Origin of the sequence: Spirosoma aerolatum, assembly GCF_002056795.1 — a bacterium.
GTDB lineage: Bacteria > Bacteroidota > Bacteroidia > Cytophagales > Spirosomataceae > Spirosoma > Spirosoma aerolatum.
In genome coordinates this window covers 647295-670463 of record NZ_CP020104.1, presented here as the reverse complement: position 1 = coordinate 670463, position 23169 = coordinate 647295, and the positions used below count along the sequence as shown (strand labels likewise).

At 49.6% G+C, this 23169-nt stretch carries 16 protein-coding genes and 1 pseudogene; 1 reads left to right on the top strand and 16 read right to left on the bottom strand.

The annotated features are described in order from the left end of the window. Positions 1 to 130 precede the first annotated feature (130 nt). The 16 genes from B5M13_RS02890 to B5M13_RS33785 form a co-directional block, all read right to left on the bottom strand. Positions 131 to 625: a hypothetical protein gene (locus B5M13_RS02890; RefSeq protein WP_080054211.1), complete on the bottom strand. Its 495-nt coding sequence runs from the start codon at positions 623 to 625 to the stop codon at positions 131 to 133. A 281-nt stretch (positions 626 to 906) separates the two neighbouring features. Next, positions 907 to 2376, bottom strand: coding sequence for a sulfatase family protein (locus B5M13_RS02885; RefSeq protein ID WP_080054210.1), 1470 nt, complete (start codon positions 2374 to 2376; stop codon positions 907 to 909). A gap of 15 nt (positions 2377 to 2391) precedes the next feature. Next, positions 2392 to 3792: a sulfatase family protein gene (locus B5M13_RS02880; RefSeq protein WP_245859729.1), complete on the bottom strand. Its 1401-nt coding sequence runs from the start codon at positions 3790 to 3792 to the stop codon at positions 2392 to 2394. Positions 3793 to 3812: 20 nt separating this feature from the next. Further along, the gene (locus B5M13_RS02875) at positions 3813 to 5291 is read right to left on the bottom strand and encodes a RagB/SusD family nutrient uptake outer membrane protein (RefSeq protein ID WP_080054208.1); all 1479 of its coding nucleotides are present in this window, start codon (positions 5289 to 5291) and stop codon (positions 3813 to 3815) included. 46 nt (positions 5292 to 5337) lie between these two features. Beyond that, positions 5338 to 8829 (bottom strand): SusC/RagA family TonB-linked outer membrane protein, encoded by a 3492-nt coding sequence (locus B5M13_RS02870; protein ID WP_080054207.1) that lies wholly within the window; start codon positions 8827 to 8829, stop codon positions 5338 to 5340. Positions 8830 to 8848: 19 nt separating this feature from the next. Beyond that, positions 8849 to 9859, bottom strand: coding sequence for a FecR family protein (locus B5M13_RS02865; RefSeq protein WP_080054206.1), 1011 nt, complete (start codon positions 9857 to 9859; stop codon positions 8849 to 8851). A 9-nt stretch (positions 9860 to 9868) separates the two neighbouring features. Beyond that, complete coding sequence (locus B5M13_RS02860; protein ID WP_245859727.1) at positions 9869 to 10501, bottom strand: RNA polymerase sigma-70 factor; 633 nt, start codon at positions 10499 to 10501, stop codon at positions 9869 to 9871. A gap of 321 nt (positions 10502 to 10822) precedes the next feature. Next, on the bottom strand, positions 10823 to 11050 hold the full coding sequence (locus tag B5M13_RS02855; protein WP_080054204.1) for a hypothetical protein: 228 nt from the start codon (positions 11048 to 11050) through the stop codon (positions 10823 to 10825). 180 nt (positions 11051 to 11230) lie between these two features. Further along, positions 11231 to 12121, bottom strand: coding sequence for an alpha/beta hydrolase (locus B5M13_RS02850; protein WP_080054203.1), 891 nt, complete (start codon positions 12119 to 12121; stop codon positions 11231 to 11233). 178 nt (positions 12122 to 12299) lie between these two features. After that, on the bottom strand, positions 12300 to 13646 hold the full coding sequence (locus tag B5M13_RS02845; protein WP_080054202.1) for a Gfo/Idh/MocA family protein: 1347 nt from the start codon (positions 13644 to 13646) through the stop codon (positions 12300 to 12302). Between the two features lie 41 nt (positions 13647 to 13687). Further along, positions 13688 to 14680, bottom strand: coding sequence for a glycoside hydrolase family protein (locus B5M13_RS02840; protein ID WP_080054201.1), 993 nt, complete (start codon positions 14678 to 14680; stop codon positions 13688 to 13690). Positions 14681 to 14881: 201 nt separating this feature from the next. Next, positions 14882 to 16303 carry a RagB/SusD family nutrient uptake outer membrane protein gene (locus B5M13_RS02835; RefSeq protein ID WP_080054200.1) on the bottom strand — a complete coding sequence of 474 codons (1422 nt, stop codon included), beginning with the start codon at positions 16301 to 16303 and terminating at the stop codon, positions 14882 to 14884. A gap of 14 nt (positions 16304 to 16317) precedes the next feature. Continuing rightward, positions 16318 to 19830 (bottom strand): SusC/RagA family TonB-linked outer membrane protein, encoded by a 3513-nt coding sequence (locus B5M13_RS02830; protein ID WP_080054199.1) that lies wholly within the window; start codon positions 19828 to 19830, stop codon positions 16318 to 16320. A gap of 87 nt (positions 19831 to 19917) precedes the next feature. Next, on the bottom strand, positions 19918 to 20967 hold the full coding sequence (locus B5M13_RS02825) for a FecR family protein (protein ID WP_080054198.1): 1050 nt from the start codon (positions 20965 to 20967) through the stop codon (positions 19918 to 19920). Between the two features lie 72 nt (positions 20968 to 21039). Further along, positions 21040 to 21651: an RNA polymerase sigma factor gene (locus B5M13_RS02820; RefSeq protein WP_080054197.1), complete on the bottom strand. Its 612-nt coding sequence runs from the start codon at positions 21649 to 21651 to the stop codon at positions 21040 to 21042. Positions 21652 to 22152: 501 nt separating this feature from the next. Continuing rightward, complete coding sequence (locus B5M13_RS33785) at positions 22153 to 22410, bottom strand: cupin domain-containing protein (protein WP_179950449.1); 258 nt, start codon at positions 22408 to 22410, stop codon at positions 22153 to 22155. Here B5M13_RS33785 and B5M13_RS02805 point away from each other — a divergent pair. After that, a pseudogene (locus B5M13_RS02805) lies at positions 22321 to 22752 on the top strand (helix-turn-helix domain-containing protein); the annotation flags it as partial. The gene B5M13_RS33785 and the pseudogene B5M13_RS02805 sit on opposite strands and share 90 nt — an antisense overlap. Positions 22753 to 23169 lie beyond the last annotated feature (417 nt).

The window sequence follows — 23169 nt, the reverse complement described above, 5'->3', positions numbered from 1 at the left end:
ATTCTTTTCTCAACCAGATGCAGAAAGAACTACCATATGCCGATATACCTGTGAAGTACCTTTGTTGCAACCAAAAACGGACGACCTGATTGATGGTCGTCCGTTTTTGGTTGGTCATAGAGCCAGAACGTTACTGCTTCTTGCGGTGCTCAGCCATCATCTTTTCGTGGTCTTTGATCATCTGAGCTTCCTCGTCAATCATGCGCTTATCGTCCTGCATCATCTGCTCGTCTTCGGCCTTCATACGCTCATGATCTTTTATCATCTGTTCGTCCGACACTTCACCTTTCTCATGTTTAGCTTCCAGTTCGGCGTGCTCCTTCATCATTGCCTCATGTTTCGCTATGATCTGGGCATGTTCGACCAGCAGTTTTTCGTGTTTGGCTTCGATAGCTGCATGCTGGGTAAAGCTCTCGGGTAAGGCGTCATGAGCCGCTTTCATTTTTTCATGTTCGCCTTCCATCTGGTGATGGGTCGCTTCCAATTGCTGATGACTGGCTTCGAGTGAGTCGTGCTGAGCTATCAGCGTCTGATGCGATTCGCCCGATTTATTGTTTGATTGACAACCGACCAAAATGGCAATAACCAACGCAACGGCAGTCAGATAAGAAAAAAGTCGCTTCATGTATGTATAAGTTTGCCAAATGCAACAATGTAGCAAATATACTATTTTGGTTAGCCTATTGTTTGAGCTTCGACATTAAAATTTGACGGATTAAAAGTCAATGAATGGTCAATCCAATCAATTGCATAGTACCGGGCTACCTACATGATTGTCGGCTTTTTTATGGGTAGCGGATCTTTTCGGCTTCTCCCCGCTCAGAAATAAAACTCTGTTAATGAACAACTTATCGCAGTAATTGGCATTGACTAAAATCGTACGCGAAAACGTCGATCTATTTTGGCCTATTTATAATACGGATTACCTACTGAATCAATGGAGGCCCAGGGGTAGTGCCATTTGTCCATGTAAATATTACCGGGTGAAAAACTGTCGTTCGCATCCCGAAGTTTTTGCGTCAGTATTGTCTCCAGTTGCTGTTTGGTCTGGGCCATACCTGACTGATCGACCAAATTTGTCAATTGATACGGGTCTTTCAGATTGTCATACAATAGCCATGGACCATTCAGATCCCGTACATACGTGTACCGGGCTGTACGAATACCGCGATACTCGCGCCCACCCCGTGCGTAATTCCATTGGTGGAAGGGAACAATACAGGCAATCAGGGCTGCATCATCAGGACGAGGTGCACGCGGATTTCGGAAGAGAGCCGCAAAATCATGCCCTTCCACACTGGCAGGAATTTTCTGTCCGGTCATCGACAGTAAAGTCGGCATTACATCGGTTAAAGTAACGGGGACGTCGAGCGTGCTGCCTTTGCGGCTCAGTCCGGCGGGGTATTTGAGCAGGAAAGGGATGCGAATGGATTCATCCCAGGGTTTTTGTTTGTTGATCTGATCGTGCGAATACAGCATGTCGCCGTGATCGGACGTGAACACAAAGATGGTATTATCCTCCAGTTTGGCTTGTTTCAGGGCAGCCTGCAACCGACCAATGCAATCGTCGAGCGCGTTGATATGGGCGTAATAGCCTTTTAAAGCCCGGTTGGCTTCCATAGTATCCTTAACTGGTACATTTGGGCGCAACTGGATGGTTTGATTGGCGTATTTCTGGCGATATTCCTTCGGAGCTGTCTGGTAAGGATCATGCGGTGGGCCCCAGGCCAGTACCAGCAGGAAAGGCTTATCGCGGGGTTGAGTCATGAACGAAATGGCCGAATCGGTCTGGCTGATGGCGTCGTATTGTTGCCAGACAAACCGCTTGTTTACTTCATTGTAGTAAGGCGAATTGTTATAATCGTGGGTACATTCCAGAGCACGCCAATACTCGAAACCCTGCCGCCGATCGACCGGAATGGGCGCCAGTCGCCCCGGTGCGAAGTTCTTGTCCATTCCACCGTTGATGTGCCATTTCCCGATAAATCCCGTCCGATACCCATTTTGCTGACATACCTCCGCCAGCGTGACGGCTTCATTGCGAAGTGGTCGGTCATTATAAAATACTCCGTGGGTAGTAGCGTGTTGCCCTGTCAGCAGGCTTGCCCGGGTGGGCGAACAGACGGGCACTTCGGCAACGCACAGGCGGGCATTGACTGACTCACCGGCCAGTTTATCCAGATTGGGAGTGATCACCTGTTTATTACCTGCATAGCCAATATCCTGAGCCCGCCATTGGTCGGCCATTACGATCACAATGTTAGGTTTGCGACTACTGGGGGGAACTACGGCTGGGCGGCTAACGGGTGACGATGGTTTCCAGGCAATCAGGCCCATCAGGAATGCACCACCTACAAAAACAAAAGAATATTTCATAGCGGAATAAGCAGGTTATCGGGCGGCCTCTTTTAGTCGCTCAAAGATGGGCAGTAACGTTGTCTTCAGAGCCTTTCCCTGCGGCTGAGCCGCCAGATTGACAAGTTCCTTCGGATCGGCTTTCAGGTCATAGACTTCTTCGTAGGTATCGGCAGGTTCCCGAACGTTATAATAGTGAACGTATTTCCGATCAGCACTCAATACTCCTTCCGATTGCGGAATAAATACAGCCGGAATATTAATCGGATGCTCGAAATAGAATTCTTTTCGCCAGGGAGTTGCGGGGGTATCCATCAATTGGGTCAGCGTATGGCCCTGCATTCTGGCTGGTACCGACACCCCCGCAAACGTTAGCAGGGTTGGCGCAATATCAATGTTAAGCGTATACTGGTCCGTAGTTCGTCCGTGCCAGGCTTGTTGCCTAGGATCGTAGATGATCAGCGGTACCCGAATCGATAACTCATGGCCATACCATTTATCGGCAAAGCCATACTCACCTTCGTAAAAACCATTGTCGCTCGTATAGACGATGATCGTATTTTCTGATAAGCCACGCTGCTGCAACGAACGACGGAGCTGCCCCACCACATCATCTACCCCGGTAATCAGCCGATTGTAGGATTTGGTGGTTTGCTGAAATAGCGAATCGGTCGCAAATCGGCGGCTCCAGCGAATGCGGGACTCGTTCTTGTCGTTATGCCGAAACCACTCCGGAAATTGCCGATAATATTTATCCTGAGCCAGAACAGGGCGTTTTATGGTTTTGTCAGTGTAGAGTTTTCCGAAACGGTCGGCATAGGGAAATTCGGGATTAGCTGCATCCTGGGCGTGGGGAGCCTTAAAGCTCACCGAAAGGCAAAACGGCTTGCCCTGAGGGTTGGCCTGGAGGAACTCCTCCATTTGCTGGCCCATCAAATCGGTCAGATGAATCGGCTGGCCCTGGGCGTCCTTCGCAGCATAATTACCTTGTCCTCCGAAGCCACGCCAGTAGTCATAGGCTTCGGTCGGCATTTTGTTACCAACCCCATATTTGCCAATAAATCCGATTCGATAGCCTGCTTTTTTCAACAACATAGGATAGGTATTAGCCAACGCAGAATCGGTAAACGGGGTGGCAAAATCGATGATCCCATGACGGCGGGCGTATTGTCCGCTAAAGATGCTGGCCCGGCTAATGGCACAGATGGGAGTCGTCACATAGGAACGGCGGAAATAAAATCCATCGCGGGCCAGTCGGTCGAGGTTAGGGGTTTGGATGATGGTATTCCCTGCCACCCCAAGCGCATCCCATCGCTGGTCGTCGGCCAGCAAGAATATAATATTGGGAGCTGTGGGCAGCTTAGCTGAACAACGGTCCATCGGTCGAAAGCCGATGGCTACGATTCCGGCGACTAGTAAGAAAAGGAATGGTTTCAAGATGCTAAATATTAGTTGGGTTAATAGCCAGGATTCTGCTCAATTTTATTGATAGAAACCTCCGTATTCGGAATGGGCGCTACTAGTTTGGCGGGCGTAATAGCGTATGCTTCAGGATACAAGAACGATTTAAGCGATTTCTCCCGTTTGCCATGGGCAGTCATCACCTCAATCGCTTTTCCCGTTCGTTTTAAGTCATACCAGCGCTGATTTTCAAAACAGAATTCAACCTGCCGTTCTTTGGCAATCAGGGTTTGCAGTGCTGTCTTATCCAGGCCAGCCAGGGAATTTACCAAACCCGCTCGGGTACGAACCTGCTGCACGTAGGGAAGCGCTTCGCTCGTCCTACCGAGTTCATTAAGCGTTTCGGCATACATCAACAGTACATCGGAATAGCGCAAAACGGGCAGATTATCGCTACATCGATCGTCGGGAGCCGAAATAGGTGGTTTGTATTTGGCACAATAGGGTATGGAACGAATCTGAGAATCCCAGTCGACACCTTTCCAGAATCCGATGGAGACGTCTTTTCGTTTATCACCCGCTTCGAATGCGTTTATCAAATCCTGCGTGGGCTGATTCCACCCCGATCCAACGACACTGATATTCGGGCGTTTGGTTATCTCCCCGCCCGAAGTGTTGGGCGCAAACCAGAAAATGAACCGACTCGCCAGATCAGCGCTGCTTTCGGAGTACTGAATGGCAAAAAGTGTTTCTTTGTAATCCTTACTGGCTGGGTTAAAAACGTCAGCATAGTTGGGTTGCAGGCTATATTTCCCCGCCATAATCACCGATTTTAGCACCTGTTCGGCCTCGGCATAATTAAGTCGGGTCAGATACACCTTACCCAGCATGGCCAAAGCCGCCATTTCATTAGCGCGGCCCACCTCTTCCACATCCCTGGCGCTGGCAAAATGGGTAGCCGCCTGCTTGAGGTCGCTGATGATACTGGTATACACCTGCTCTTCCGTACTCCGTTTCACGTTTCCCGCTTCCTGCGACGTAATGGGCGTTAATACCAGCGGCACGCCCCCAAACTGCCGAACCAAATTGAAATAGTACAAGGCCCGCAAAAACAGCGCTTCGCCGGCACAGCGATCTTTATAGGAAATCTTTGACCAGCTTACACCGGTTCTTTCCAGTTCGCTGAGTAGTTTGTTGCACCGGGTTATACCGTTGTAGGAGAGGTTCCAGAAGCTGGAATAGGCTACGTTGTCGGAGGTGAAGATGAACTGGTCAATCACCCCTTTAGACGCTTCGCCCGTTTTGGTATTATACTGGAAACTGGCGTTATCGGAAATCAACTCCGCCATCACCCAGTGAATATTCTTTTCATAATCCCGAATCGGTACGTAACAACCATTGGCCAGTAAAATGTACTCCACTTCCGATTGGTAGAAATTCCCTTCGTTTAACGTCGTTTTGGGGTAGAGTTCCAGAAAACTGTTGGAGCAGCCTGTCAATACCAGGAGGAGGAATCCGCAAATGAGGTGTCTCATTTTGTTTGACGGTTAATGATGAATATAAAGCCCTGAACGAGTAGGATCAGAATTGTAAATTGAGGCCAAACGAGGTTGTCCGGGCCAGCGGATAGGACGTAATATCGAAACCGGGCGACAGCGTGTTGTCGATGCTTTTCGACTGTCCTTCTGGATTGGCGCCTTCGTAGCGGGTAAACATGGCCAGGTTTTGAATGGTCATGTACAGACGGCATCCCTCCAGAAAACCACTTTTCCGAACGAGTTTATCCGGAAGGGAATAGCCCAGCGATAGGTTGGCGATGCGTAAAAATGAAGCATCTTCAACCCACATCGTATTGACCCGGTGACCCCAGCTTGGCGTCAGCTTGGGCACTCCATATAACATACCCGTACCCGGATTGTCTGAACTCCGCCAGCGGTTTACCCACTCTTCGCGAACATTGAAAAATCCCTGCAGGTTATCGACCGTTTGCCGAAGTCCGTTCATTACGTGACCTCCAAAGGAGCCATTCACGATAATGCCCAGATTGAACCGCTTATAAGTCAGGTTATTCGTCAGCCCAAAAGTGAACTTTGGATAAGGATTGCCGATGATGGTGTAATCCAGCAAATCATTAACAATACCATCGCCATTGATATCCCGGTATTTAGGATTACCGGCATATACCTGTGCGGTTTTAGCCAGATTCGGATTGGCAATGTCGGCATCCGAATAAACGCCATCGAGTACAAAACCAAAAAACTGGCCAACAGGCTGACCCACAACGGTAACGTTCGTTGGATTGTTGTCGTTATTGCCCGATAAAATCCGGTCGCCATTGTCATTCAGGGAGAGTACTTTATTCCGGTTGAACGCGATATTAGCGCCAATGTCCCAGTTCAATGTACCCATAATGGGTTTGGCGCCCAGAGCAATTTCCAGTCCCTGATTGCGGACGTTGCCTTTGTTGACAACCGCTGTATTATAGCCCGTAATTGCCGGTATGACGTCGTTCAGCAGCATGTTTTTGCTTAACCGGTTATAGACATCGACCGTCAGCGAGAACCGCCCATTAAGGAATTCGGCATCCACCCCCGCATCGACCTGTTGCGATTCCTCCCAGGTTAAATAGGGATTGGCTAACCCTACATAAGAAGCGGATACCTGAGTCGATCCAAAAACGTAGGCACCTGAATTAATGGAGGCCAGATGAGAGTAATTACCAATGTTGTTGTTGCCGCTTTTGCCGTAGCTAACCCGCAGTTTAAGGTTATTTACGTACGGATTATTCTTCATGAACGCTTCTTCCGAGATTCGCCAGGCCCCAGCCAGCGACGGGAAATAGGCATACCGATTTCGGGAACCAAAGCGGGATGAGCCATCGGACCGGATGGTTGCCGTGAGCAGGTATTTTTCTTTGAATCCGTAGTTTATCCGACCCAAATATGAGATGATACTCCATTCGTCAATCGTTTGTCCCCAGGCACTGATGGCGGGGGCTGCGTTGATGGTCTGGATCAGGTCATTGCCGTAGGGGCCCGCCGTAAGGGTCAATGTATTCGTTGTATTTTTCTGGGTTGTGTAGCCCGCCACAGCATCGATTCGGTGATCACCGAACGCTTTTTTATAGGTCAGTGTGTTTTCGATGAGCCAGTTGAAACTCTGCCCGTTTGTATTGACCGAGCTTCCCGTTCCGGCTACCGGTGGCCGGTTTGACCCACCGACCGTACTGGGAACGTATTGCGAAAATTTGGAAGTCGACCAGATCGTATTGACGGAGGTTTTTACTTTCAGATCCGGGGTTATCGACCATTCGAGGAAGGCAATACCAATATTTTGAAATTGCTGCTGAGACTGGGTAGTTTCCCGAAGAGTAAACAAAGGATTAGCAAAACTCCAGGCCGAATGGTACTTACTTTGGGGCGAAACAATGTAGGGAATCAGGTTTCCGTTCGCATCATAGGGCGACATTACCGGGTTGGCCCAGTTCGCAACCCCAATCACATCTTCCCGGCTGGTGTTCGTATTAGTACGGGTTTGGTTGATGAAGGTTGGCTGGAGAGAAACGCCCACCCGAAACGCTTTTCCCAGATTCGAATCCATACCGAGCCGGGCACTGTATCGTTCAATACCGGTAAAACGCAATACCCCATCCTGTTTGAAATACCCAAGACTGGCACTCAGCCGCGAATCCTGTGATCCCCGGTTGAGATTGACGTTATAGTCCTGAATGGGTGCCGCCTGGAGAATCAGATCGTACCAGTCCGTTCCTTTTCCAACCAGTTGTTCGGGGTGCTGATACTCAGCTGGATAGTCGGCCAGGGTAGTGGCCCGATTTTCGGCCCGAAGCACGGCAATGTCAATTTTGTTGCGTTGCAGGTCAATAAACTCCTGCTGGTTCATCAATTTAGGCCGTCCTTTTTGGGGGACAACCTGAACACCCCGCATTACTGAGCCAGTGATCTGAGTGCGGTTAAACTGGCCTTGTTTGGTCGTAATCATGACCACACCATTCGCCCCGCGCGAACCGTAAATGGCGGTCGACGATGCATCTTTCAGAATGGTGATGGATTCAATGTCATTAGGGTTGATGAAGACCAGCGGATTCAAGTTTTGATTTAGCCCCGATGAATAAGGCATTCCATCGACTACGTATAAGGGCTCGTTACCAGCGCCCAGCGACCCACTCCCCCGAATGCGTATCGACGTACCCGCCCCCGGTGCTCCAGACACCTGCTGGATCTGTACACCGGCCACCTGACCAATCATCTTTTGATCCAGCGACGATACCGGCAAATCTTTAATTGCAGACTGGTTGAGGGTAGCTACAGCCCCCGTCACATCTTTAGCCTGCTGGGTACCATAGCCGACGACAACGACTTCTTTTAACGCTCGGTTGTCGGTCAGAAGGGCAACATTTACTATTGACTGATTGCCCAGAACCACTTCTTGAGGAATGTAGCCTACAAACGAGAAAATAAGAGTCGGATTTCCATCGGGTACCTTAAGGGAGTAGTTTCCATTATTATCGGAAGTTGTGCCTCGCTGGGTTCCTTTGATAATAACACTTACTCCTGGTAGTTCTTCCCCTTTTTCGTCTGTTGTTTTTCCGGTTACGGTACGGTCTGCCTTAGCGGGTTCGGCCATCGGCTCAACCGTTTCCAGCGTTGGGGGGATCATGAGGATGTCTTTTACATCGACCTGCATGTCGGCCCGTTGTCTGGGAAGCTCTTCCCTAGCGGTTGGCAACCGACGCACAACATAGCCGCCTTTAGCTAGTTTTTTATACCCAAATCCATTTGGGATCAGCACTTTGCGCAGGTTTTTTTCCAGTGAGCCGCTAAAATCAAGCTGATTGGCGGGCACCTTGATCTGCTGCATACTGGCCTCTTCGAATAGAATATCCACGTGATAAATCCGCTGCAGTTCCAGTAAGGCATCCTGCAAACGTATGGTTGAGGTTTGTGCCTGATAATAAGTTGGTTTTACGCGCGAGGTCGCCAGTAATTGCGCCGGTGCCGGAAAAAAAGAGAACAAAGCAAGTCCCCAGCAACTGGATAGTAGCCAAATTTTCATAGAGAAAAGGATTTAGAAATTAGTTTAGGGTCTTCGTTGAATCAGATAAAACCAGCTTTATTATCTTTCCCTGACGGATTACGTCAAACTCGAATAGTTCTATGAGTGCCTGTATGAGTTCATCTGCATTTTGCGCGTGAAATGTACCGGTAACACTCCGTTTGGTCAGGGCTTCATCCAGTTGAACCGTGACCCCGAAATTATCGCTGATCAGGGCTGCAATTTCCGGCAACGGTGTGTTTCGAAAGGTGTACTGATAATTTTTCCAATTGGCTCCCGTAGTTTGGTCAATGGACTGACGTCCTCGTTTTGGCCGTTCATTTGGGGTGAGGGTAACCCAATCGCCCGGTTTCATCGTCAGCGTATTGATTTGATTAGGCGTCGGATAACGTACCTTCACCTTACCCCGATTTAGTACCACCCGCGTATTATTCCGGCGCGTATTGACCGTAAATTCCGTTCCTAAAACAATCACTTCTACGTCATTGGCGGTATGCACTTTAAACGGGTCGTGCGAAATCGTATGCACGATAGCAAACTCTGCTTCTCCCTGTAAAAACACATCGCGGGATGAGGTTCTTAGGTGAAATCGGGGGATCTGAAGTTTTGAATTCGCGTTCAGCGTTACCCGGCTACCGTCGTCGAGTACCACAGATCGCACTTCCCCATAGTCGGTTGCAATGGTACGCATACTCCAGTACGGCTGGGTTAGGTACATAACGGCGAGCAGAAAAATTGCTACCGAAGCGGCCGCTAAAAAGCTCCTTACATGCCAACGTTTCAGTATGGGAACCTGACGGGTTGAGACGGATTGTGGTGATGCATCCAATTTGTGTAGAAACAGGGAATAAGCTTGATCGGGGTCGGTAAATACCTGTGGATTTTGGTGCTCCCATTCCTGTAACCAGCCATAATAAACCTGCTGATTCTCCGCCGTTTGCAGCCACTCCCGAAGCAGTTCGATCTGAAGCGGGGTGGTTCGCCCGTCGAAATGGGTGAATAGAAGCTCTTTGTTTATCGCAGTATTCATAGGTGAGGATTAGCTTACTAGTGCGTATAATAATCCTGGTAACAACAGACACAGTTCCTGACGAAGTAAATGCCTTAGGCTCGACAAAGCCCGTGTGATATGGCTTTCAACCGTTTTATGATTGATCTGTAACTCCTGGGCGATTTCAGCATGCGATCGACCGTCGAAACGGCTCATGATGAACACCCGCTGGGCTTGCAGCGGCAGCGTACGCACGATTTCATTAATACGTCGTAGCAGCTCATCCACCTGTAAAATTTGATCAGGTTGTTGAACGGTCGTATCCGGCTCGCTGTCATCAGGAAGTAAATCCAGCGAAGCCGATCGATTCAGATCAAATTTGATGTAGTTGAGCGCCCGATTCCGAACAGCGCGGAACAGATAGGCTCGATACGAAATGGTTATGGTTTGATAAACCTGATTATTCCAGAACAGCAGGAAAACTTCGCCGACAATATCTTCGGCTGCCTGACGGGAATAGACAAATCGGATGGCCGTACTGCACAAATCGCGGTAATAGGCCCGGAACAATAGTTCGCAACCCCGCTTCGGGTCGGTTTCAAAAGCCAGACGAATAAAATATTCGGCATCCAGCTCCTGGTTAGCATCGGTTGCTGACGGACCGGGTTCTGTGGGTTTCACGGAACGTTGTTGATTATACCTGAAAGCGACCGTCTGCATGGGCTCCATTCGTAGGGTTCGTAGCCTATAGACAATAAAAGCAGCCCTACCCCCGAGCCCAATTGAAACTTTTTTAGAAATTTATGAATCTCTCAAAGAATCCGGCTTAGTTTTAACGATTATTTTCTCCACTCCAGCGTAACTCGACTTAACAAATAGGAAAAGGCTGGGATGGCGAAGCGGCCCGACCAGAAGCGGCAACTTTTCTGACGAACGCATTAGGAAAAATCGCCCAAATGGTATCTATAGAGAACCACATATCAACTATGGGTCCCCTACCGTCTAATTCATTCCCAGGAAACCAGTCTGTTCGTCTGCTGCCTTCAAGCGGGCCTGATTCCATCGTATCGATGTATACTCAACGATGCTGACCGAAGCTATTGTTGCCGATCTGTTCAGCTTTTCTGGCAGAAGCGCCTGTTCGAGCGAATTACTTTTTCGTACCGGGCTTACCTGTATTGGGCCGTTCGTCAGCATTGTCTGCTTTACCTGCAACGGGAAGCTGGACATACGGTTTTGCAGGAACTGCTGTCAATTAACGAACAACTAAGCCCGACGACCCAGCCTTCCGAACAGCTTCATTTCGATGAACTCAGCGGGCAGATCGAAGGCCTTACTAATAGTTTTAGTCCACCCATTCGACAATGAAACGAGAAAATATTATTTAGTCAACGATCCCAATAATAACAGTTAGTGCATATCTTTCATCCACTGGTGGATCCGCCCAAACCACTCGTCGAACGCTGGGGTTTTGCCGAAGCCATGTTCGCCTTTGCTGTATATATGCAGGTTGGCTGGTACACCGTTTTGCTGGAGGGCCTCATAGAAGACCAAGCTGTTTTTAACGGGCACTTTCGAGTCATCACCCGCATGGGTTAAGAAAGTTGGCGGGGTCGTTTTGTCAATATGCAATTCGTTGGAATAGAGCCTGATTAGCTCCGGACTAGGTGACATACCAAGCAGATTTTTGCGTGTTTTCTCGCTGCCAATTTCATGCGACAGGCTAATTACCGGATAAATCAGGATCATAAAATCCGGTCGTAGGTTTATGGATTCAGGATTGTCGATGACCGGCTTTTGAAAATGAGTTCCGGCGGTAGCCGCCAGATGACCACCAGCCGAAAAGCCCATAATCCCGATTCGGTTTGGATCAACACCCCATTCGGTTGAACGTTGGCGAATGGTTCTCAGCGCTTGCTGGGCATCCTGCAAAGGACCAATAGATGGATCGATCATTGTTTTCTCACTGGGCAGCCGGTATTTCAGCACAAAAGCAGTCACGCCTATTTTAGCAAAGGCTTCGGCAATGTCGAAGCCTTCCCGTTTCATAACCAGCGTTTCGTAGCCACCGCCGGGGCAGACAATGACAGCCGTACCGGTGGCTTTTTCCTTGGCTGGTAAAAAGAGAGTCAGCGTTGGCCGAACGACATTGGATACACTCTGATCGGCTCGTTTTATTTCGTTGACCTCCGATGCTTTCACATTGGGTATGGCCCCCGTATACAACGGAATTTCTTGTTGAGCCAACCCGATGAGTGCTGAAAAGCAGCAGTAACCGATTAGTAGTAGTTTTTTTATCATGTTGAATGTGAAGCAAGATCACAGTTATAAAAGAAAACAATCACACAAGACGGTGGTGCTTTGCTCAATTACCAACCTATCATATAAGTAAATGGACAATGTAGAATGAAAATAAGATGAATATCAAGCATTCAGGGTCGGCCGTGCGGTTCATTTTACATTATTTATTGAACTATCCTTACCCTTTAATCGCTTTTGGCTTCAGCCCTGATACTTCTTCAATACGAACAGACTGACCGGTTTGCTTACTTTTGCGCGCGCAAATGCCGACCAGGATCGCCATGGCCCCATCCCGGCTTCCGGCCGTCTGGCGGAATGCATCCGGGGTGCTGGGGTTTCGAAAAATCTTATCCCGAAGGCGTGCATCCCCTCCGCCATGCCCTTCAGCCTGAGGCACTTTAATGTACTCGACCTCGCCAAAGTTTTTGGATAGCATGAGTTCGTCATAAGCTTCGATTGGCATTTTACCCGTTTCCTTGATCCAGGCTTCCAGTCGTCCCTTCGTTCCGTTAAAGGCAATCCGGTAACCTTCGTAAGGGGAATAGGTGGTCAGCGAATAACTGACATTAACCCCGTTGGCATACCGAATGGTAGCCGCCATTTTATCGTCGATGTTGACATCGTCTTTAAATACACAGCCATCTCGCAGGTAGCCATCATACTTCTCGTTGTCGACGTAGAGCGCCGTTAACCGTTTATCCTTCGTGATGTCCCAGTAAAAGTTACAGTCCTTCTTGTGGGAACAGCTTCGGCAGTTTTCCGCCCGGAAGGGCCCTTTTTTGCCGTAAAAATCTAACGTTCCCTGCGCATAAACCTGCTCCGGCTCGGACTCCAGCCACCAATTGAGCAAGTCGAAGTGGTGACTGGCTTTGTGTACCCACAAGGAACCGCTGTTTTCCTGGAGCCTGTGCCAGCGTCGGAAATAATCGGCCCCGTGATGAATGTCTAAATACCAGTGGAAGTCAACCGAAGTAATCGTCCCGATGACGCCTTCGCGCAGCAGTTCGTAGAGTTTCTGACGGTGGGGTGAATACCGATAATTGAAGGTGACCGTCACTTTTTTGCCTGTCCGCTTTTCGGCATCCAGAATAGCCCGGCATTTGGTTTCATCGGTGGTCATGGGTTTTTCGGTAATGATGTCGGCGCCCATCTCCATCCCTTTGATGATAAACTGATCGTGGGTCGCATCGACCGTGGTGACGATCAACACGTCGGGTTTGGTCTCCCGCATCATTTTGTCGAAGTCGGTATAGACCGGGCAGGTAACGTTCATCAATTTTTGGGCGGTAGTCGCTCGTCCAATGTTTTTGTCGCACAGCCCGACAAAATCGACGATATCACCAAATTCCTGCACGACGGGTATCCCCCACATACTGGTTCCCCGATGCCCAGTTCCAACCATGGCCACCCGACGTTTGGGCGCGTTTAATGTAAGAGAGGGAAGCGATGAGGCAGTAACCACACTGGCGGCAGCCATAGACGATTGTTGTAAAAAAACGCGTCGGGTAAGTTCGTTCGATTTCATTCAGGTATGTTTTGGTTGTCTATAAGCCGAAGACCAATTGATCAACGGGTCTTGGCGGGCCATTGCCAGTTCAGCAGGTCATCGCTCCAGGCAATGCCTATGGACGCATTTTTGTCGAAGTCTCCAGCCTCTTCACTCAGTGGCCCGGAACCGTGGAAGAGCATCACATATTTGCCAAAGGCAGGAACTTGTTTGAGGTTCAGGACCGCGCCCGCCGTCAGTCGCCCCTTGGCCCAGGGCCAATCCGACTGGCCCAGTGTTATGAGTCCGCCCCAGTCCTGCCAGCTTTTTAAATCCGTTGAGCGTTTTAAGCCGATACCGTTTTTCGGGGAATGCATCAGAATGTACTGGCTATCTTCGACTAACACACAGGCATTTTCGCCTGACTCGGTATGGCCGACAAAGGTCCAGTTACGTAGATCGTAAGAACTCGACATACTGACGCCATTCTGTTTATAAAAACACCACCATTTCCCCGGCGCGTCTTTGTCGGCCAGCAGATACGGATCGATCATTCGTCCCATATCCTTTTCTGTTACGGAAGACCCTTTCACGCGAAGCAACTCCGGGCTACTCCAGTGATGTAAATCCCGGCTGCGCATCGTAAAAATCCGGGCATCCTGGGTGGCATACCGAGGCATTTGATCAGTCGTATAATCGGGTCGGGGGTAAGTTTGCAGGCACAATACCCATTCGTCGCCCTGCCGGACAACATTGCCGGGACTACTGTAATTGAGCCGTTGGTCGCGGGGGGTTAGGGTGCGGATGGGTGTCCAATGCTGGAGGTCTTTAGTCCGACTCATGGCAACGTAAGCGTAAATTTTATGCTCCTCCTCAATGCGTACCAGTGTAAAAAAGACGTACAGACTATCCTGGTGATAGAGGAATGCCGGGTCGCGATAGGCCGTGTGCTCGTCACCTCGAAACAGAATAGGCGATGTCAATGCGGTCAACCGATTGTTAACGGGTGGCTCCGCTGGCCCAGACCGGGTAAATAACCCGGCGATCAGGTATAAAATCAGAAGCGGTTGCATACCAGTAGGCTAGCTTATTTTTTGTCATGCTGACGCAGGAAGCATCTTAACGCATCCATAATTATCAATGAGGAAATTTTGAGATGCTTCCTGCGTCAGCATGACAAAAACGCCTTTTTTTATAATCTATTTGTATCCCTAATAGACTAGCCCCTAGTGTACTTTTCTTCCGCCGATTGGCGGAAGAAAAGTACACTAAAATCAATACCCCGTGTTTTGCTTTAAAAGCGGGTTTATATCAATCTGCTGCTGGGGAATCGGGAACAGTAGATCCCGCTCCGAAACAGTCTTACCCGTTGCTTTCATCACCGTCAGGGCGCGGCCTGTTCGAACCAGGTCGAACCAGCGATGCCCTTCAAAGGCTAACTCAACGCGACGTTCCTGTTCCAGTGCGAGCCGGGCATCAGCCTGCGACAGACCAGTACGCTCCGCAAGTCCCGCCCGGACCCGAACCTGGTTGAGAAAGGGAAGCGCCTGACTGGTCTGCCCCTGTTCATTCAGGGCTTCGGCATACATAAGCAGCACATCCGCGTAACGCAATACAATCCAGTTGCCATCGCCATCATACGCAGTCGCCAAGGGGGTAATGAATTGCTTTTTTACGTAGGGATCATTGTACACCTGCTTACCATCGGTCCAGGTTTCGCTTAACGACACAGGTTTGCGCAGATCACCCGGCTCATAGGCGGCAATCATGTTCTGCGTAGGTCGGTTGTAGCCCTGCCCATTCCCCTGGCCCGTGACATAAACGGCGCCCCGTTTCGGCGAAAAATTGGTAGCATAGGTGCTGCCCTCACCTTGACTGCTGGCTTTATAGGCTACTTCAAAAATCGACTCTTTATTCTGCGCGTTGGCATCCAGAAACACGCTGGCGTAGGCAGGCAGCAAGCTGTAGGTACCAGCATCAATTACTGTTTTGAGCGTCTGGGTGGCTTTATCATATTGCTTTTGCGTCAGATACACTTTCCCCAGCAACGTTGCCGCAGCGCCTTTGGTGGCTCTACCTAGGTTGGCTCCGGTGTAACTCGCGGGCAGTTTTGCACTGGCATCGGCCAGGTCGGCTCCAATTTGGGTATAGATATCGGCTACTGGACTCCGATTGACTTGATAGGCATCGGCCCCGCTAATGGCCGTTGTTACCAGCGGAACATCGCCATACACCCGTACCAGATTGAAATAGGCTAGTGCCCGCAAAAATTTAGCTTCGCCGATCAACTGGTCTTTTTGGGTGGCGTCCGAAAAATTTACCGACGGTATCCGGCTCAGAACGGTATTGCACTGATTGATCAACCGATAATGGGCATTCCAGGCATCGGATATAAAACTGTTGGTAGACAGTAGGGTAAACGTATCAAAATCGCCATAGACCTGCGTGGTCCCTGCGTAATCTTCCTGTTCGGTATTGTCGGAGCGTTCTTCGGCAAATAAAAACCAGTTTCCGTACATGCCGCCCGTCTGTAAGGTCGAATATGCGCCCAGAATAGCCGTCTGAAAATCGGCCGGAGTCTGGTAAAATTTATCGATGTTGGCCGACGAAATCGGTGATAGGGCCAGGAAGTCGTCCTGGCAAGCCGAGGAGGCCAGTCCGAGTAGAAGGAGTAAGCTAGATGAAAAACGTTTCATGGAAAAGCTAGGGGTTAGAAGGAAGCATTCAGACCAACGGTGAAACTGCGAGCGAGTGGGTAAACCCCATAATCGACCCCTTCGACAAGCGGATTACCGCTGTAGTTTCGGTTGACTTCAGGATTGTAACCCGCGTATTTGGTAAACGTATAGAGGTTCTGGCCCGTCGTATAGATGCGTAAGCCCTGCATCCCGATGCGTTTGGCCCAGGGAGCCGGCAGTCGATACCCCAGCGAAACATTGCGAATCCGCAGATACGAGCCATCTTCCACATAGTAGGATGTTACCTGATTGGAGTTACCCGCCGGATACGCCCGTGGATGTTTGCCATCGCCCGGATTAGCTTCGCTCTGCCACCGGTTTACCACATCCGCATACGAATTGCTGGAATTGACGAAACCGAAGAAACGGCGCTGCAAATACAATACCTGATTTCCCTGCGATCCCTGTAGTAATATACTCAGGTCGAATCCTTTGTAGCTAATTGTGTTTGTTATTCCAAAAACAAATTTAGGGTAGGGCGTACCAATGACGGTCCGGTCGTTGGCGTCGATTTTTCCATCCCCATTGATGTCTTTGAATCGGAAATCACCCGGCCGGGTAATGACCGGTGCTGCCCAGGTTGGCCCCGCATCGACCTGCGCCTGGTTCTGGAAAATACCATCGACCTGGTAGCCATAATAATTGCTGATGGGCGATCCAATCTGGGTGATGTGCGTATCGGCTACGTCGGTAGAGCTACGAATAGGATCGCCTTTGGGCCCCAGAGCCAGCACCCGATTTCGGTTGAAGGAGATATTGGCGTCCGTAGTCCAGGTAAAGCCTTTCCCCACAATATTTCGACTCATTAGGCCAAACTCCAGCCCATAATTCTTTACCTGACCAATGTTTTGTAAGGCATTGGTAAAACCCGTGATCGACGGAACCGGCACATTCAATAGTAAGCCCGAGGTTAATCGGTTGTAATAATCGGCAGTCAGCAACAGGCGGTTGTTGAACAGACCAACTTCCAGACCGACATCTACCTGCTTGGATTTTTCCCAGGTCAGATCGGGGTTCGCGATGGATGAAGGTACCAGGCCATTGGCCAGCGCGCCCGTACCAGCCCCGGTGATGTAATTGGACGTGCTAATTAGCCCAATCGAGCCGTAGTTACTGATAAAATTATTTCCGTTTAGCCCGTAGCTGGCCCGCAACTTCAGGTCGCTAATCGCTTTGACCGACTTCATAAACGGTTCGTCGATGATTCGCCAGGCAGCCGCAACCGACGGGAAATTACCCCAGCGATTATTGGACCCAAACCGACTGCTGCCGTCCCGCCGGAAGCTAACGGTTAGCAGATACCGATCCTGGTAATTGTAGTTGATCCGACCCAGCCAGGACAAAAGGGCCCATTCGTCACGCGTTGTATTTCCCCCGTTAATCTGCCCCGCATTGAGGGTCGTCACCAGATCGTTGGGGAAATTGATAGCCGTTAAGGAGGTTCCATAATTCCGGTTTTTCTGAATGGTATACCCTGCCAGCGCCGTAAAGCCATGGTTTCCAAGCTGCCGGGTGTAGGTGGCGGTATTTTCGTTCAGCCAGTTATAACTCATCCCATCGTTGGCAAATCCTGACGGTACGGTTGGCGCTGGCTGGCCGGGGTTGCCAATTTTGGACGACCGAAACCGATCTTCCCGCGAGGCATTCAGGTCACCCCCAACGGTTACCCGCAGGTTGAGATCTTTCAGAAGGGAATAATCAGCATACACCGTTCCCAGCATCCGGTAGGCCAACTGCTGCCGATTTTCTTCATTGACAATCACCAGCGGATTTTCGGGCGTCTGAAACCCATACTGCATGTTGGTCATGGTACTATAGGTTCCATCGGGGTATTGAACTGGCAATTGGGGCAGGAAATTAAGCGTACCCGTGATTGCCCCCACCGACACGTGCCCTTCCACATCGACAACGCGCTGGGTTCGGACAGATGGCAGCAAACTGACCCCAATTTTGAGTCGGTCACTAGCCTGCGATTCGATATTGGCCCGAATAGAGTAACGCAGCAGGTTGGTATTGGGAATAATGCCCTGCTGGTTGAAATACCCAGCCCCTACCGAAAACGTAGTCCGTTCATTACCACCACTGACCGACACGTTGTAGCTACTGATGGGCGCGGCTCGGTAAAAGGCCTTCTGCCAGTCGGTATCGTATGGGCTGGGTTGAGTAAAGAAGGGCGGAATCAGGGCCAGACCGGCCGATGTTTTCTTCAATCGCTCTTCGTTGCTATCGGCCGGATTTCCCCCAATCACATCGCGATAATATTCATTTCGAGCCTCGATACCGATTTCGGCCAGTTGTGCGGCATTGAGCATCTTGATGGGTCGGTCCAGCGACTGGGTACCGACATACGCATCGAAATCAATCCGCGTTTTTCCGGCTTTTCCTCGTTTAGTGGTAATGATTACCACGCCATTTGACCCTCGAGAACCATAAATAGCCGTTGAGGAGGCATCTTTGAGTACGTTGATGGATTCAATATCGGCGGGATTGAGGGTCGTCAGCGGATTATAGTTCTGATCAAAGTTTCCCTGTACTGGATAGCCGTCAATCACATACAGCGGCTCGTTGCTGGATGAAATAGAGCCAGATCCCCGCACCCGTACTCGAACCCCACCACCTGGCGCGCCTGAGGGTTGGGTAACCTGAATGCCCGGTAGTTGCCCGGCTAATGCCTGATCAATACCGGCAACAGGCTGTGACTTTAGCTTTTCGGCTGTAATGGTCGATACCGCGCCAGTCACGTCCGATTTCTTCTGGGTACCATAACCGACCACCACGACTTCGTTAAGCGCTTTGGTGTCAGCGACCAGCTTGACGGTCAGTATGGTTTGGTTCTTAACGGCAACTTCCTGAGAGATGTAGCCGATGAACGAAAACACAACGATTTCAGCTTGATTGGGAATAACTAGTCGAAAATTGCCGTCCGTATCGGTAACGGTTCCCTTGCTGGTATTTTTGATCAGAACGCTAACCCCCGGCAATCCCTGCCCGGATGCGGCATCCACGACTTGCCCACTCAGGGTACGTTCCTGCACCTGCTCAAAAACGATAGAAGTAAGCGAAGGGGTAATGATTGGACGTGTGTCGGCAGTATTTGGTGATTCGGACTTTACTCCTTTTTTTGTACTGCTTACGGGTTGGATGACATAGGTGCGGGCATCGATCTGGATACACTGCAATTCCTTTGGTGCCAGAATCCGGTTCAGTGTTTCGGGAATATGCTCACTAAAATCGGCTAACGGGGGTGTCAAAATCGTAACCGAACGCACCAGGGCCGCCCGGTAATTAAAACGAACCCCATACTTACCTTCCAGTTGTCCAAGCAGGGTTTTGAGTTCCAGTGAATTGAGCGCTGGTTGGTTTACACCAGACGGGTTTTGATAACGAGCCAGGGCCAGGGTCTGGGCAGAAACCGAGCCGATTCCGCCCGTCAGTAGTGCCAACGCAGCAAAATGAAGGCACTCACGATGTAAGGGTTTAGGCATTTTTTACGTTCTTTGTTTTAGAATTTATAAATTGAATAGGCCACGCTCGCTGAGTGTGGTTTTATTTTTACAGGCCGACTGCCTGCGTCAGTTCACTGGACTGGGAATAAAGTAGATGCGGTTCTGGTACGGTACCGCTTTGAGCCCGAAGGTTTCGGAAAGAATGCGTAGGGCTTTCTCCTGATTATCGATAGGCAGTTCACCGGTAAATTGCTGATCGGCAAAGCCCTCGCCTTCCAGCACCAGTTGCACACCATATACCTCTCGGAACCGTTGCCCGAGAACCGCCATCGACGCATTTTCAAACACCAATAGTTTGTCGCGCCAGGCCGTCAGCGGGCGTTGCTGAGCGGCATTGACCTTGGCGAGTGTATAGCGCGATGCGCCTGTCTGGTAAGTTGCTAGCTGCCCTGGCTTCATCACGATTGTTTTTTGGCTAACCGGGTCGGTTAGAGCGATCCGCCCTTCTTCCAGCAACACCTGCGTCCGTTGAGATCTTGTATAGACCGTGAATCGGGTCCCCAATACGGCAATATCAGCCCGCTCGGCATGAACGATGAATTTTCGATAGCTTCCAGTCGCGTCGTTTTTCTGTTTCTGAACGGCAAAGAAACCTTCGCCCGTAAGCCAGACTTCCCGGTTCGACCGCCAATGGAAACGCGAGGGAATGCGCAGTCGACTGTTGGCATTAAGTCTTACCTCCGTTCCATCGTACAAGATAAGTGTCTGAAACTGGGCATTCCCGTTCTGAATCAGCCGTTCCTGAAAAAAATAGAGGTAGGCCCAAATGCCGATCAGTAGTGGAATCAGCGCGGCAGCGGCATAAGTCCAATACGATACGCGTGGCATGGGTCGGATCGTAGCGGTGTGCTCCACAGGTTCGGGCGTTCGATTGGCCAGCGTCCGCTGAAACAGATCAGCCGTGTATTCATCAGAAAAGGGAATCCAGGTAGCGGCCAGTCCCTGGGCGAGCAGCCGGGCTTGCTCAAACGAGTCACGCAGGTGTGGATAGGTTTCCACCAGCCCTTGCCAGTACGCCGTCATCTCTGGAGTTGGCTTCGCAATCCAGTCCCGAAAGGAAGCATCCATCAGAAATGCTTCGGTATCGTAAGGCAGGTAATCACTGTATGATTTCATACCATCAGGTTATTCTATCATACAGTGAAGAAAAAGCAGCCTTTTGTAGTATAAAAAATGTAAAAAATTTTCCTAATTGAAGAAAAAGAAGGAAATCAGTAAAGACAACTCTTTGTCTTTCAGAAGTATACGCAATTGTTTTAAACTCGAATAAATCTGTGAGCGGGCAGTTTGGTAGTTAATGTTCATCAACTCACAGATCTGCTCATACGACAGGTCGTTAAAGTAGCGGAGGTAAATTATTTCGCGTTGCCGGGGCGATAAGGCATTCATGGCCAGCCGGATTTTTTCGGCTCGCTCGGAATCAATATCCAGGGCGATGAGTTGCTGTTCAGCCGACGGCTCAATGCTAAACATCGATTGACCGACTTCATCCCGATCATCATCCCAGCCTGAAATAAACGGCTGCTCCCGTCGGTACTGCGCTTTGAGCCGGTTGCGAAGTGCCTTCAGCAAATAAAAGCGCACTGAAGCCGGCTGGGCAACCCGTTGCCGATAGTGCCATAGTTCGGTGAATACATCCTGAATGCAGTCTTCAACGGTCGCTAACGAGTCGCAAAGACGCAGCCCATAGTTGAGCAGATGCCGAATATGGAGTTGATAGAGTTGCTGAAAAGCCCCTTCATCGCCCGACTGGAACGTAAGCCAGAGTACTTGTTCGTTGGTCGGCGGTGTTACACTCATCTATCGACTGGTCTACTGGATTAAACAATCATTGCTCCACACTTCTAGTAAGCCTGATTACTGAAAAAGCTAATGATGAGAGGAAGTAGTTCAACGTGAACCTGTACTGGGTAGATTGGCTTTAAGTACGCGGGATTGCTTAAATTGGGCAATGATAGAGCCGCTTACCTGGCGATAAGGCAATTGGCTGCTTGGGGGAAGGCCAGAAGAGTCGTCAGCAAAAAAGATCCCCAAAGCAAGATTAATCGAAGCATCATAGAGGGTGAAGTTGAAAAGGATTCAGCTAATGTCCTCAATGACACCTGTGTAGTTAGAATGTTGCAGATTAGTAGCCGTCGTTTCCTGGTAATTGACTAGTTCGGCATGTAAGCTGGCCTAAGTACGAAAAACTTCATGTTGAAAAATAGGTCCCTTATGCGTTTCATGAAGCGCCGTTTATGTGGGTACACTTTATAGAAAAACAAACCGACTAATCAAAAGTAGTCGGTTTGTTTGTTCCTGCTAGGGCGCTTTATTGTATTCTTCATCCGTAACGGTTTGGAGCCAGTTGACGGCTCCTCCCTTACTCACGTTTGGATTGATAGCTATGTGGGTGAATTGGCCAGAAGGGCCTGCACCATGCCAGTGTGTCACCTGGGGAGGAATAGTAACCGAATCCCCTTCTCGGGGCACAGTAAAGAACTGATTATCGCGAATTTGGAATTGCTGCTGAAATATTGTTCCCGCTTTTACGACCGCCAATTTATGACCCGTGGGCATGTGAATCATGGGCTAATTGAACAATTTGAGCAGAAACTAAACGAATATTTATTAGGCGAAAAACTACGAACCGATGGCGTGCCAACGGTTGCTTACTTTGCCCAGGAGTTGCACTTATCACCCAATTACTTCGGCGATTTAATCAAAAAAGAAACGGGTAAATCAGCTCTGGAATACATCCAGCTTCATTTGATTGATCTAGCGAAAGAGCGGATTTTCGATACCAGCAAATCGGTCGGTGAGATTGCGTATGAATTAGGGTTCAAGTATCCCCAGCATTTTACTCGGTTCTTCAAGCAGAAAGTGGGGGTTTCACCTGTCGAGTGCCGAAGCTTAAACTAATTTAGCATTATCTGTGATCCCTGCAATGAAAGCTTGATATGCCTTACTGAATGCCTCATAAACCGCCCATTTTATGGAGCAAGGTTCTATATATCAGCATCCCCCTGCCAAGCTAAATACCGGTAAACCGTCGCTCGGCTTAAATGCAACAGACGACCGATCTCTAAAATAGAAGGCGTCTTGATGCTGCCTTAACTCCCTGAATGACTGGACAAAACTGTAAAGTCAGCCAGGGCACCGGTGCAATTAGCCCCTTTACATTCAGCAAATATGAGCAAATCAGGCTAAATTTCACCTCTGAAGATCGGTACTCTACAGTTCAGGAAGCCCTGCGTGAGGGCCATGCCGAAACCTGTCGTAAATGCAATCTGTAAGGTTGATATGCTCAGCCGAAAAGACAATCTCGCACTGACTAAT